Below are 11947 nucleotides of genomic sequence, written 5' to 3' on the forward strand. Positions count from 1 at the left end.
CCAATCGGGCGATGTCCGCTCATGTCGATGACCGGATACAGGGGATTCGACCGGACGGAAGTGCCGAGCAGCGATGAATCTACGGGCCGCTCGGCGATGCGGTTGTCCGTGCTTCGTCGCGACGAGGCAGCCGGTCAGACTCAGGCAGGGAACGAAGCAATGCCGCCAGGGCGCCAAACACGAGAGGAAGGCCGCCCAGCTCGCTGATCCCGACCCATGCGATGTCGTCATGCTCCTCAGGTGCACGGTTGGTGGGAGAGCCGACCCAGTCTCTGATGTGCCAGACGCCCACGTGGACGGCGTCCTCGCCACTGCCGGCACGCAGGTCGCCCAACCGTGACGAGGAGCCCGCCACAATGTGAACCCCTAGCTCCTCGTGCATCTCACGCGCGAGGGCCTGTAGTTCCGACTCACCCGCTTCGACGTGCCCCCCGGGCAGATCCCAGAGATCCGGATATGCCCGGCGGGTCGGGCTGCGGTGTACCAGCAGGACCGCGCCGTTCTCCACGAGTGCGCCGCAGACGACGACATGCATGACGGGATTAGAGCACAGGGTTAGGACAAGCTCGCTCCAGCCAGAGGGCACGCGCAGACAACCGGCTCTGCCGCCGACCGGGCGATAGGGAGCTAGATCGGGTTCGCCAGCGTCAGGTGTAACGGCCGTGCCGAGAAGAGTGCGTTTGACAGTCCGGCACGCACGGCTGGGCGAGTCACGGTGGGGGCTTCAGTCCGTTCCCCCTCCACCACCGCCAGTATCGAAGGTCGCAGCGTCTCCAAGGGTGGCGTTTTCGACGATGGCGGCGGAGTGCCGGTCGGGAACGCCCCGGCCCCGCTGGAAGATGTCGCGACCAGAGCGCGGCGAGTTACGACGTATGGCTCGCATGGCGGCTCGCGCAGCGGCCGCCTTCTCCTCGACGCTGAGTGGCCGACGTCTGCGCTCGAGAATCAGGACCGCGACGCCCGTCGCGAGCCCGATGCCAGCGATCAAGAAAAACCACTGCATGTCGCCACGGTAGAAGACGCCCGCATCGGGACGGCGTACCCGCGCATGCCGCCGATCGAGCGCTTAAGCGGCCGGTGCGGCCATCACTATGCGTAGCTGAGCTCCGCTCGGCAGGTGTGCGATGCCGGTGCGAGTGCCCGGTAAGGGGCTATGCCCAGGGCGGGATGTATCGGCCGACGTAATCGCGAGCACGGGGGCGCGGGTCATGCCAGTACTGGTTCGGCATGCGGTGGTGGTGCTTCTCGCAGAACTCAGCGAGACCTTCTGTGATCTTGAGGCGCTCTAGCGGTTGGCCTTCGAAGGCTGTGTTGACCGCCAGCAGTTGCGGCTCGGGATTCCAGCCTGAGTGGTCGAACGCCCAGCCGTCCCAGGCCGCGTAGGTGTGGAAAACCTGCCGCTCGCCCGGGAGGCGCACCGCGGTCATCTCGATGGACCTGTCTGGATAGGAATCCCGGCAGACCCAGGCGAGGATGTGACACGCTCCGGCAGCGAAGAAGGCCTGGTCCGTCCGGTCCCATGCGACCCGCTGGTCTGATCGCTCGATTGGCGTCCGACGAAACGCTCCCGCTGCTGTGGCTGCCACTGCCCGCACGGTAGTGGATGAGCCGACACATCCGCTCACTGCGCTCCTGTCGGCGGTCTCGTCGGGCACCGTGTCTGGTGCCGGCGATCTCGGTTCGTCGGCGCACCTGGTCCCCACCGGGCCGCCGCCTTGTCCGCTGTAGCTCAGTGGTAGAGCACCCGGCTAGGGACCGGGAGGACGCCGGTTCGAGCCCGGTCAACGGATTTCCCGCCGTCACCATCCGGTGACGCCGGGGAGCATCGTGAATCGGACATCGACCGCGGTGCCGAGCGGCGGATTCCTTCCGCGAGTAGTCGGTGGATCTCCGCCGCACTCGTGGTTGTTGCACTACGCGCCGCTTGCCATCCGCTTGTGCCGCTGACCAGGCCCGGTGACCCGAAGATGTCACCACGATGGTCCCGGTCGTCAGTCGAGCGCCGCCCGCTCATGACGATGAGCGGATGTTGGCTGACAGCAGCGGTGATCGAAGATATGAGGCATGAGCCACCAGCATCACACCTTTCACAATCCTCCGTCGGCTACGCCAGCCGATGTGCGGACTGCTCTCGATCGCGAAGACATCAGCGCTGCCCTGAATGCCATGGTGGGGTGCGCGTTATACGGCGACGGCGATTGGAAGGGGTCGCAGGATCTCTACCTGGCTCTGCTGGATCACGATGACCACCAGGTGCAGGCGCTCGCCGCCACCTGCCTTGGACACCTGGCAAGGGTCTACCGTCGACTCGACGAGGGGCGCGTCGTCGCCGCCTTGCGTGAACGGCGTGTCCGGCCTCATGTTAGGGGTACTGCCACCGACGCGTTGGAGGACATCGAGCTCTTCTTGCACCCTCAGCGTGCGCGCTGGCGTGGGCGGCTGTGGCGATTCGCCCGCCCATGGACTTGGTTCTGACGCCGCCGACCAGACCGTCAGCGGATACGAGCGGCGGGCGGGCACCCGTTCCGCTGTCGCCGCGCTCCAACCGGTCCTACCGGTGAGGGCTGCCTGCGGTCGGCCTCATCGGCTCGGGCGGCACGACCACCGGAAAGGTGCACTCGCCCTCGGCGTCTCTGGACTCGCTGGACGTGGGCGGGCCGTCGGGACGCATCGCGCCCCGACGGCCCGTTGACGTCGGCTGTCGTCAGCCGTTGTCGATCAGACTGGCGATCTCGTTGTAGATCAGGTGAGCCTTCGCGCCCTGGTTCGACGGGCAACCGCCGAGGTGGTGCAGGGCGATCACCCGGTGGCTGGCGTTCAGCACCGGTGAGCCGGAGTTGCCGCCGGAGGTGTCACAGCTGTAGCTGATGTTGTAGGTGTTGTAGTTCGCGTTCTTCACTGTGCACGTCGCACCGTTCTGGCTGTCCTCGAAGATCGACAGTCGCTTCGGGTTGCCGTCGCCGTGCCCCGGGACGTACATCCGCGTGCCGGTGGTGGTGGCGGTCGTCGCCAGGTACAGGGTGCCGAACCCCTGGATGTTGGCGAAGTTGTTCACCGAGTACAGGGTGTAGTCCAGCTGGCTGGAGCCACCGCTGCTCACCTTGTAGAGGGTGGCGCCGCTTACCTTGGTGCCGGCGCCCGGGTTTGAGCCGCCACAGGTGGCGCACTGGTAGTTGAACTGCATCTCACTGCCGCTGACGGCGGACTGCGTCGAGAAGCAGTGCTTGTTGGTCAGCATGCGGTTGGTGTTGCCGACCCGCCAGGTCGTGCACATCCCTCCGCCACTGATCAGCAGCCGCGCCACCGCCCTGCCCTTGGCGTACTCGTTGGGGTGGCTGCTCTGGTAGCAGACCACGTCGCGGCGGGCGTCGGTGCTGCAGACGGACTGCGTGGTGAAGTTGTTCTGCGTGATCTCCGCGGCGTCGTAGCCGCGCCAGAACCGGTCGATGGTCGCGGCGCTGCTGCGGGAGGCGCGGCTGCTGTGCAGCGTTACCACTGCGGTGTCGCCGTCCACCGACATGGCCCAGAAGCCCGGTTGTCCGTCCGTGGTGTAGTCCGCGCCGGTGGCCCGGTTGAGGTGGCGGTCGTACCGGTAGCTCTCCCGGCCGTCGGGGTTCGACACGGTCACGTACTCGCCGTCGGCGAGTCGCAGAGAGCTGAAGTGCACCTTGACGTACGACGCGCCGGGGTGCCGGATGATCTGCGTCCGGCCGTCCTGGGCGTAGGCCAGCGACCCGTTCATGGTCCGGAGTTCGCCGACCGTGGTGACGCCCTCGGCCGAGAACTGTTGCGATTCGGGTGCCCGCTGGGATTGCGGCGCGAGAGGTTGGACCGAGTACGCCTCGGCGGCGGGTACCGACAGCAAGCTCAGCCCGAGTGTGCCGGCGCCGAGCGCGACGGCCACCGTTCGTAGGCGGCGCAGGGCATGTTTCATCGTCGCTCCTCCCGAGGAACCAGCACCCAGACGTGCTTGCAGCCTTCATACTCGAAGCCGAGCAAACATGCAAATCTATCTATCTCTGGGGGTGTTGCTGTGGCCCCACCGCTTCGCCGATCGGGCGGCAGTATGGACATGCCATTCGGGTGGAAGGTCGGCATGCAAGTCGCAGTTGTCGACGCCGGCCGACGCGGCGTCGCAGATTTGCACCCAAGGCGGCGACGCGTGTCGCAGGTCCGGGCCGAGCACGACGATGGTCCCGACGAATCTGTCCGGGCGGCGCGTCGGGACACTGTGGTTAGCTGGCTCAGCCGCTCTCGTCCACGAACTTGTAGTAGCTCATCCGGAAGCGTTGCAGCAGGGCACGCATGAACTCCGGACCGGCCTCCGGCGGAACCCGCGTCTCACCGACCGGCACGCCGTTGTCGTAGAAGTCCTGGGCCAACCCGCTCCCTCCTGGTTCATCACGGCTTCGCCGGTCACCACAGGCTCGGCGGACGGAAAGCGTGCCACGCCTCAGCCGTGATCATGCCTCGACTACGGATCTCGTTGAAGCCGTCCACCGCACCGGCCAGCGCCGGCTGACCGGCAGTTCCCGGCCGGATGATCCATCGCCTCGTGGGCGCTGAGATGCTAGGAAGGGGACGTGCCTGACCTGACGAACTCCTCTTGATGCCATGGCCCTGGAGACTCGGCGGCTGCTGTTGCGCCGCTGGCAAAGCGATGATCTAGACGGGTTCGCCGCGGTCAATGCGCAGCCCGAGGTGATGCGTTATATCCATGACGGCCGCACCCTGGACCGGGCCGCGACCGCGGAGCGTCTGGCCAACTATCAGCGGCACTGGGACGAGCACGGCTTCGGCCTGTACGCGGTGGAGATCAAAGAGACCGGCGAGCTGGCCGGTTTCACTGGACTGGCGGTGCCGACCTTCCTGCCCGAGATCATGCCGGCCGTGGAGATCGGCTGGCGGCTCGGCCGTGCGTACTGGGGCCGGGGCCTGGCCACCGAGGCGGCCCAGGCCGTTGTCGCCCACACTCGTGCCGAGCTCGACCTGCGGCGGCTGGTCAGCATCCACATCGTCGGCAACGAGGCGTCCGCGCGGGTGATGGTCAAGCTGGGCATGTGGCTGGAGCGCGAGACCGTGCAGCCGGACACCGGCCGCCAGGTCCGGGTCTACGCGATGGAGCTGTAAAACAGGCTTTCGCAGCCAGGACCGAGGCCGCCGATACGAAGGGCAAGCGGCACGATGGCCAGCCGAAAGGAAGGCCAGCTAGGAAGACGGCCGCCAGCGCCAAGGTGCGCGAGTTGATCGGTCAGGCTATTGAGAACCAGATGAGCGACAACCGGTTCGGCCTGATCCGCCGGGGGCGGTGCTGTTCGTGTGACACCCGCGCGTCCGGCGCCTCGCATGGGCGGTGCGCCGTCACGACGTGTTGCGCGAGCTACGCCGCAAGCAGTGAGGAATGCCAGCCGGTGCCACAGCGCGGCACGCTCACCTGACCCCCGGACAGCGGATCAGCGACGACGGCGGGCCATCCACTGCCAGATGTGGGTGCCGTTGCGGCTCGGGTCGTTGCGGGCGACGTAGATCCAGGACCAGTGACCGGGGAACTGGTAGCCGTTCCAGACGACGTGGTCGTACAGGGTGATCAGTGATCCTGGGATGAGGTCGTGGGCGTGGATCGTGTTGGTCTGGGGTGGCACGGTGTCGTCGTCGCGCGAGGTGACCAGCCAGGTCGGCGTGTGAATCTTCGCCAGCTCCGCGTCGGTGATCAGCGGCGGTCCCTCCCCGCCGAGCGGCTCGATAACGCCGCAGATCGGTACCGACGCGGCGAACAGGTCAGGATAGGCAACGGTCATCTCCAGGGACATGTAGCCGCCGTTGCTGCAACCGGCCACGTAGATCCGGTCGGGGTCGACACGCTTGCGGCGTACGAGGTCCTGGACGATCTCGCGGATCAGCGGGGCGAACCGGGGGCCGTCCTCCATCCAGTAGGAGGTGCTCTGCGGAGCGACGACGTACGCGCCGGAGAAGATCCGTTGAGCCTGCGGGGTGGCGAAGCCCAGCGCGCCGCGGTTGGCGCGCAGCGTGGTCTCGTTGTCGTAGTAGTCGTCGGGCAGTGAGGCACCCTCGCCGCCGCCGTGCAGCCAGAGGATCAGCGGCAGCCGAGCGTGGCGGGGCGAACGCTCCGGGGAGTACAGCCGGTACTTCAGGCCCGAGCCCGAGACGTGGTGGCTGAAGGCGTCCACCTCGGGGTTCGACAGCCGCCCCTGCGCGAAGCGCGTGATGGTGACTGGCGAGCCGTGGCGGCGGACGAGCGGGGCGGTCTGCCTGATGGTGTAGACGAGGTCCAGCCGGACGTTGCGGCCCCTGCTCACGATGTAGCCGAGGGTGCCACCGCCGAGTTGACCTTCGGCGTAGCTCAGCTCCAGCACGATGTTTCCGTGCCGGTCGAGCCGAGCCGCCGTCACCGTGCGGTCCAGGTCGTACTCGCTGAAGATCAGATCGCCGGGAGCGATCGGGATCGGGCTGGTGGCCTTGGCATGCACGGTGAATGTGTCGGGGGTGAGCCCGGCGGGGTCGATCGGCCCGAACCGGCCGGTGTCGAGGGTGACCGAGGTGACCTGCTCACCACCGTCGAGCGTTCTCGCGTCAAGGGTGAAGCTCACGCTGGTGGGGTGGTGGCCACCGGCCTGGGCGGCGGGGCCGGGCAGCGCCAGGCCGATAGCCGCACCGGCGCCACCGGCCAGGACGTTGCGGCGAGTGACAGACGTGGACATGCGGGCCCCCGGTACCTTGCGACGTAGACACTCATCGACGAATGTCAACCTAGTGCCGCAGAGATCCGCTGGCAACCGATGCCGCCCCGGGTGATCAGGGCGCCCCAGCTCGTCGAAGCTACCGGGATGACGCCCCGATCGATCACGGGAGGAGAGCCGCCGCTCCACGGTGACCCAGGCGGGATCGGGGTCCTGCACCCATTGGCAGACCTCCTCGTGGTAGGAGGGGGTGCCCGGCGGGAACGCCGCCCAAGCCGATGACCGGGTGGTTACGTCGGGCGCGGGTTCAGGTGCCCCTTGGTGCGCTAGGTGCGTAGCCGTGCCGGGTCTTTCCCTGCGCTTCTACGGCCTGGCGACCGACGTAAGGAAGTCTGTCGCGGATGCGTAGTGTCGTGGGTACGGTGGCCAACGATCCGCACTCCGGTCCACGAGGAGCGTTCTGGCCACGATGACGGACCCGACGACGGCTGTCTGGTACTACCCCAAGCCAACAAGCTTCGCAGGTTCGCTCCAGCACGGCCTTGGTCGCGGCGCGTATCGCGCGTTGCGCAACCCGGCGACGCCACAGGCCGTACTCGCGTGCGTCAAGCGGGACTATCGCTGGGATTGGCTCGTTGACGAGCGCGCCATCTACCTGGCCCGGCTGATTCGTGATCTTGCGCTACCGATACCTCCGCTGCTCACCCTGCTGCACGAACACGTAGTCGACGACGACAACACGTTCGACAACACCCTTGAGGTACTCGAGGTATTGGGCCGCGCTGGCGATCGGCATGTGATCGACGGGTTGCGGCGGTACGTGCACAGCGGTCCGCGCTGGGTCGACGTGCTCCACACGATCGCCCGCGACTGGTCCCGCGAGCTCTGGGACGATCTGTTGCCGGTCGCACGGGCCCGGCTCAACCAAGGTGACCACGCGGACGACGTGCTCTGGCGTAGCAGGCCATGGCGGGACTGGGCTGCCGCGGACGACCAGGTCGCCGCCGAAGTTGCGGCGTTCCAGCCACGATCCACCTCACGACCACTTGAGCAGCAGTCGACTGAGGATCTCCTGACGATGCTTCGCACCGGTGCGACCGACCGGCAGAAAGACGCGTTGCGCGAGCTGAACCGCCGAGGGCCGCAGCCGGCCCTGTTGCCGATTGTGGACGAGTTGCCCGCGAGAGAGCTTCACGCCCCGTTGGGCCGCGCCATCCGAATGCTCGGCTCCCAGGCACTCACACTGGCCCGAGCCTGGGCCGCACCCCCGATCCATCCGATGATCTGGACCGCCTGCCTGGTGCTGGCGAAGCACGGCGACGACTCCGACCTTCCGGCACTACTCGCCGGCTGGGACTGGCTAGACCGCAGGACGGATGACCGCTGTGGTTACGACGACCTCGCCGTGGGCATCGCCCGTATTGGTGGACCGGCCGCGCAGGCCGTGGTACCCCGGCTCCGCCAGGCCTGGTTCACCCCGCACACCTTCGAGCGGGCAGCGTACCTACGCGCTGTTGTAGCGCTCGACCCAGGTAACACGGAATCGTTGCTCACCGAGGGCTTGTGGGACTGCGAAAGCGACGTACGACAGTTTGCGGCGGAACACGTCCCACTCGACGACATGACGCGCAAACAACTGAGCTATCTCCGCGACGACCCGATAGAGACCTCCGAGGTACGCGCCACCGCCGCTGCTCGACTCAGCTGAGCGAACACACCGCCTGCAGGGCATCCCGTTGCGTCCCATGCGGCCGATGAGGTGCCAAACTTGCAGAACTCGATACTTAGGACGGCTCAGAAGGAGCCAAAGAACCGGTCTCAACAACTAATTTCGGGTGTCTGAAGTGACTAAACGGTGAGCGTCTGGATCATCTAAAATCGGATCATGGAGAGCGCGTTTCGGCGGGTGGTGGTGCCGTGGCGCTTGTAGTCATGGGTGCGCCGCTCGGCCTGGTCGAATCGCATTGGTAGCAGCGGCGCGGCGCGATCCAGGGCCCGGATTGGGACTTCTCATCGACGCAGACCACCACGGCGTTAGTCGGCGGTTCGAGGTACAAAGCCGACCACATCACGGGCGTCTGAGGGTTCACCCCGGCTGCGGCGTCGACCTGGCTGCTACGCAATCCGCTCACGCCGTCATCCCGGCGGCGGCTCGCTGCGTGAGCGCGTCGAGGACGTCAACGTGCGCGGCCGATACCTGCACGTCGAGGCGCAGCGCATCGGCGTCGCGGGCGATGGTGAAGGAGAAGAACGAGCAGCAGGAGCTTTCCCGATCGGTCAGGTCCCGGGCGGTCGGCTCGGCGGCCGGGTCGAGGCGCCACCGCAGGTGGGTGGGGGACAGTCGTTGCTGTTCTCGCAGGGCGGTGGCGAACAGGTCGTCGAACTCGGCCAGCCGCAGTGGCCGTTGCGCGTTCGGCAAGGTGCACGATTCGGGCACCCACGTCTGGTCATCGGTGGTCATACCGATGACGGTAAGCCTCTACTCGGTACCGGATGCAAGCCCACGCGCCGTGAATGGCGGGTCCTTCGCGCCTACATCGACCGCTCCCTGCGTCCGGGATTGGGCATCCCGACGCTGATTCCCCAGGTTTACCTGCGCTACGACCCGCATGCACGCAACCACTACTCGCCTGGCACGGCGCCGCTGTCCCGTCAGCGAATGGACTTTCTCCTGCTCCTGCCGCAGCGAAAACGGCCGGCCTGGCCGGCGGCGTCACGCCGTGCGGTAGTGGCCGGTGAGCCGGCCGAGCTTCATGGCCAGGTGCAGGCACAGTCGTTCGTTGCCGTCCTTGAGGTCGGTCCCGGCGAGCTGTTCCACCCGTTGCAGCCGGTAGTAGAGGGTGGTCCGGTGCAGTCGGAGCTTCTCGGCGGTGGCATGCGCGTTGCCCGCTAGGTCGAGGTATGCCTCCAGGGTCTCCAGCAGCACCTGGTGGGCGTCGTCGCGCAGCAGCCGCTCCAGCCCGGGATGGACGCCCGCGACGTCGAGATGCTGACTATCCAGTTGGGACAACACCCGGTAGATGCCCAGGCCGGCCCAGGACACCACCCGGCCCAGCGCGGGCAGTTGCGTACCGACCCGGGCGGCCTGCGCGGCCTCCTGGTAGGACTCGACCGCGCTGGACAGCCCGGCGCGAGGCTGGCCGATCCCGGTCACGGTCCGGTCCACCGAGGCCAGGCCCCTGGTCGCGGTGCCCAGCGCCTCGTCCAGGTGCCCGGCGGACGCTTCCGGCGAGGGGCGGCCGGCGACCCGGTCGCCGCAGACCAGCAGCACCCCGTGGTCGTGCCAGACGAGGTGCAGCGTCTCCCGCACCCCGATCCACCGACGGGTGGTGACCAGGGCCTGTTCCAGGGCGATCCGGGCGACCTCGTCGGGCTGCCGCCCGCCGGCCGGCACGAGCTGGGCGACGAGCGCGACGGTCGACCCGTCGGCGGCCACCACGCCCTCCTCCAGCAGCGCCCGCGCCGCGTGCTCGCGCGCCTGCCGGCTCTCCACCAGTAGGGTGCGGGTGGCCTCGGTCTCCCGCTGCGAGGCGAGCTCACCGAGCAGGTTCTCCCGGTACAGGGCCAGCGACAGGTCGGTGAAGGGGCCGGTCGCGGTCGCGATGTCGGCGTCGGTCATCGAACCGTCCGCGTCGATGAACCAGACGAACCCGAGCAGCAGGTCGTCGTGCCGGATCGGCACGCAGACCCTCGCCAGCAGGTCCAGTTCGGCGTACGCGGGGGTGCGGACCGGCGCGTGCGCCGTGAGCACGCCCATGCCCCGGAACCAGGCGATCACCTCCGGCGTCGTCTGCCGGCGCAGGATCGACGTCCGGCGGACGTCGTCCATCGGGCCGTCGTGCTCGCTGTAGGCGACCACCCGCTGCCGCCGGTCCTCGATGAGGGCGGGTCGCCCCACCCGGGCGGCGACGGCGTCGACGATTCGCTGGAGCTCACCGTGCATGTAACTCCCCTGGTTGCGCTGCGTGACAGGGATCGCGCGACCGCCAGTCCTTACCCTCCGGTGCGGGTGGGTCATCGCGCAAGGTCCACTGTCGAAGTCACGACAAAAAGACGGGCGGCAACGCGACTGTTCCGGCATCTGTCCGAAGACCGGGGGCGACAGACGTTCCTAGGGTTCCGGTACGGACCGCACCAGCGGCGCCGCTGGTGCGGTGCGGGTGGGTTGTTGGACGGTGCCGGCGCGGAAAGGGGATTTCCGAGTGGGAACTGGTAGGCCCTGGCGGGGCGTGCTGGTCGCCATCACCACGCCGTTTCGCGCCGACCTGTCGGTCGACTTCGACCAGCTCCAGGAACACGTCCGTTGGCTCGCCACCGAGGGGTGCCACGGGGTCGCGCCGTGCGCATCGATGGGGGAGTACCGGGCACTCTCCGACGACGAGCGGGCCGCCGTGGTGAAGGCGACGGTGGAGGCCGCGCCGCCCGGCTGCGCGGTGGTGCCCGGCGTCGGCGGCTACGGCAGCAGGCAGGCCCGCCGCTGGGCGGAGCAGGCCGCCGAGGCGGGCGCCCACGGCGTGCTCGCGCGGCCACCCGACTGGCCCGCCGCCCGCGCCGCCGACGTGGTCGCCCACTATCGGGAGGTGGCGGCGGTCGGCCTGCCGGTGGTTGCCCACAACGAACCGTACGACACCCGGTTGGACCTTACGCCGGACCTGCTGGCGACCGTCGCCGAGATCGACGGGATCGTCGCGGTCAAGGAGGTGACCGGCGACGTACGCAGGCTGCACCGCCTGCGGGACCTCTGCCCGCACGTCGACGTGCTGGTCGGCGCCGACGACGTGGTGCTCGAACTGGTGCTGTGCGGCGCCACGGGATGGGTCGCCACCCTGCCCAACGCGCTGCCCCGCCAGGCCGTGCGCCTGTACGAGCTGTGCGTCGCCCGCGACCTGGGCCGGGCGCTGCCGCTCTACGCCGAGCTGCACCCGATCCTCGGCTGGGCCTCCCGGCCGGAAGCCGTGCAGGCCGTCAAGCTCGCCATGGAGTGCGCCGGGCGGTTCGGCGGGCGGTGCCGCCCACCGCGCGGACCCCTGTCCGGGCCTACCGCCGACCGGGTGCGCCGGGACGTGCTGCGGGCCCTCGCGGCAACGGCCGAACCGGCTTCCCGGACCGGCCCTGGCTGATCCGCCGGTGGGCGCCAGTCCTTCAGGTGTCGGAAGTCGCCGGCCCACCTGCCGACATCTGCACGGTGACCGGCACCGGCCCGCCCTCCTAGATTCGCTGCGCGGCCTGCTGACAGGTGTTCCGCGAAC

General features: G+C 68.3%; 12 protein-coding genes, 1 tRNA gene and 1 pseudogene. 5 read left to right on the forward strand and 9 right to left on the reverse strand.

Features of this window, described 5'->3' with window-relative positions; translation table 11 throughout:
- Positions 1 to 79: 79 nt before the first annotated feature.
- The 3 genes from PCA76_RS13110 to PCA76_RS13120 all read right to left on the reverse strand — a co-directional run bounded on the left by PCA76_RS13110 (position 80) and on the right by PCA76_RS13120 (position 1427).
- The gene (locus tag PCA76_RS13110) at positions 80 to 535 is read right to left on the reverse strand and encodes an NUDIX domain-containing protein (RefSeq protein ID WP_272617975.1); all 456 of its coding nucleotides are present in this window, start codon (positions 533 to 535) and stop codon (positions 80 to 82) included.
- Between the two features lie 189 nt (positions 536 to 724).
- Positions 725 to 1003: a hypothetical protein gene (locus tag PCA76_RS13115; protein ID WP_272617977.1), complete on the reverse strand. Its 279-nt coding sequence runs from the start codon at positions 1001 to 1003 to the stop codon at positions 725 to 727.
- 148 nt (positions 1004 to 1151) lie between these two features.
- Positions 1152 to 1427 (reverse strand): hypothetical protein, encoded by a 276-nt coding sequence (locus PCA76_RS13120; protein WP_272617979.1) that lies wholly within the window; start codon positions 1425 to 1427, stop codon positions 1152 to 1154.
- A gap of 291 nt (positions 1428 to 1718) precedes the next feature.
- Between PCA76_RS13120 and PCA76_RS13125 the strand changes: the two genes are divergently transcribed.
- Positions 1719 to 1790, forward strand: a tRNA-Pro gene (locus PCA76_RS13125).
- A 274-nt stretch (positions 1791 to 2064) separates the two neighbouring features.
- Positions 2065 to 2475 (forward strand): hypothetical protein, encoded by a 411-nt coding sequence (locus PCA76_RS13130; RefSeq protein ID WP_272617981.1) that lies wholly within the window; start codon positions 2065 to 2067, stop codon positions 2473 to 2475.
- A gap of 229 nt (positions 2476 to 2704) precedes the next feature.
- Here PCA76_RS13130 and PCA76_RS13135 read toward each other — a convergent pair whose 3' ends face one another.
- Together PCA76_RS13135 and PCA76_RS13140 are read right to left on the reverse strand one after the other, a co-directional pair.
- Entirely contained in the window at positions 2705 to 3934 is a 1230-nt protein-coding gene (locus tag PCA76_RS13135) for a trypsin-like serine peptidase (protein WP_272617983.1), read from the reverse strand.
- Positions 3935 to 4244: 310 nt separating this feature from the next.
- Positions 4245 to 4382, reverse strand: coding sequence for a hypothetical protein (locus PCA76_RS13140; RefSeq protein WP_272617985.1), 138 nt, complete (start codon positions 4380 to 4382; stop codon positions 4245 to 4247).
- A gap of 232 nt (positions 4383 to 4614) precedes the next feature.
- On the opposite strand from PCA76_RS13140, the gene PCA76_RS13145 reads away from it, so the two are divergent.
- Positions 4615 to 5130, forward strand: coding sequence for a GNAT family N-acetyltransferase (locus PCA76_RS13145; protein ID WP_272617987.1), 516 nt, complete (start codon positions 4615 to 4617; stop codon positions 5128 to 5130).
- Between the two features lie 323 nt (positions 5131 to 5453).
- Here the strand turns inward: PCA76_RS13145 and PCA76_RS13150 are convergent, their stop codons facing one another.
- Positions 5454 to 6719, reverse strand: coding sequence for a prolyl oligopeptidase family serine peptidase (locus PCA76_RS13150; RefSeq protein WP_272617989.1), 1266 nt, complete (start codon positions 6717 to 6719; stop codon positions 5454 to 5456).
- Positions 6720 to 7167: 448 nt separating this feature from the next.
- On the opposite strand from PCA76_RS13150, the gene PCA76_RS13155 reads away from it, so the two are divergent.
- A complete protein-coding gene (locus PCA76_RS13155) occupies positions 7168 to 8406 on the forward strand; it encodes a hypothetical protein (protein WP_272617992.1) in 1239 nt (412 codons plus the stop codon).
- A gap of 176 nt (positions 8407 to 8582) precedes the next feature.
- Here PCA76_RS13155 and PCA76_RS13160 read toward each other — a convergent pair.
- From PCA76_RS13160 to PCA76_RS13170, 3 genes and pseudogenes are all read right to left on the reverse strand, one after another.
- Positions 8583 to 8771 (reverse strand): annotated as a pseudogene (locus tag PCA76_RS13160) (IS630 family transposase); the annotation flags it as partial.
- 55 nt (positions 8772 to 8826) lie between these two features.
- Complete coding sequence (locus tag PCA76_RS13165) at positions 8827 to 9159, reverse strand: hypothetical protein (protein WP_272617993.1); 333 nt, start codon at positions 9157 to 9159, stop codon at positions 8827 to 8829.
- A 252-nt stretch (positions 9160 to 9411) separates the two neighbouring features.
- On the reverse strand, positions 9412 to 10641 hold the full coding sequence (locus PCA76_RS13170; protein ID WP_272617995.1) for a PucR family transcriptional regulator: 1230 nt from the start codon (positions 10639 to 10641) through the stop codon (positions 9412 to 9414).
- 259 nt (positions 10642 to 10900) lie between these two features.
- Here PCA76_RS13170 and PCA76_RS13175 point away from each other — a divergent pair, with 259 nt between their 5' ends.
- Positions 10901 to 11818, forward strand: a complete 918-nt coding sequence (locus tag PCA76_RS13175; protein ID WP_272617997.1) for a dihydrodipicolinate synthase family protein — start codon at positions 10901 to 10903, stop codon at positions 11816 to 11818.
- Positions 11819 to 11947 lie beyond the last annotated feature (129 nt).

This window comes from Micromonospora sp. LH3U1, from assembly GCF_028475105.1.
In the GTDB taxonomy this organism is placed as follows: domain Bacteria; phylum Actinomycetota; class Actinomycetes; order Mycobacteriales; family Micromonosporaceae; genus Micromonospora.

Coding starts and splice junctions, on each gene's coding strand:
- PCA76_RS13170 (WP_272617995.1), bottom strand. CDS start 10,641: ATGCACGGTGAGCTCCAGCGAATCGTCGACGCCGTCGCCGCCCGGGTG.
- PCA76_RS13115 (WP_272617977.1), bottom strand. CDS start 1,003: ATGCAGTGGTTTTTCTTGATCGCTGGCATCGGGCTCGCGACGGGCGTC.
- PCA76_RS13135 (WP_272617983.1), bottom strand. CDS start 3,934: ATGAAACATGCCCTGCGCCGCCTACGAACGGTGGCCGTCGCGCTCGGC.
- PCA76_RS13155 (WP_272617992.1), top strand. CDS start 7,168: ATGACGGACCCGACGACGGCTGTCTGGTACTACCCCAAGCCAACAAGC.
- PCA76_RS13165 (WP_272617993.1), bottom strand. CDS start 9,159: ATGACCACCGATGACCAGACGTGGGTGCCCGAATCGTGCACCTTGCCG.
- PCA76_RS13145 (WP_272617987.1), top strand. CDS start 4,615: ATGGCCCTGGAGACTCGGCGGCTGCTGTTGCGCCGCTGGCAAAGCGAT.
- PCA76_RS13150 (WP_272617989.1), bottom strand. CDS start 6,719: ATGTCCACGTCTGTCACTCGCCGCAACGTCCTGGCCGGTGGCGCCGGT.
- PCA76_RS13130 (WP_272617981.1), top strand. CDS start 2,065: ATGAGCCACCAGCATCACACCTTTCACAATCCTCCGTCGGCTACGCCA.
- PCA76_RS13120 (WP_272617979.1), bottom strand. CDS start 1,427: ATGACCGCGGTGCGCCTCCCGGGCGAGCGGCAGGTTTTCCACACCTAC.
- PCA76_RS13110 (WP_272617975.1), bottom strand. CDS start 535: ATGCATGTCGTCGTCTGCGGCGCACTCGTGGAGAACGGCGCGGTCCTG.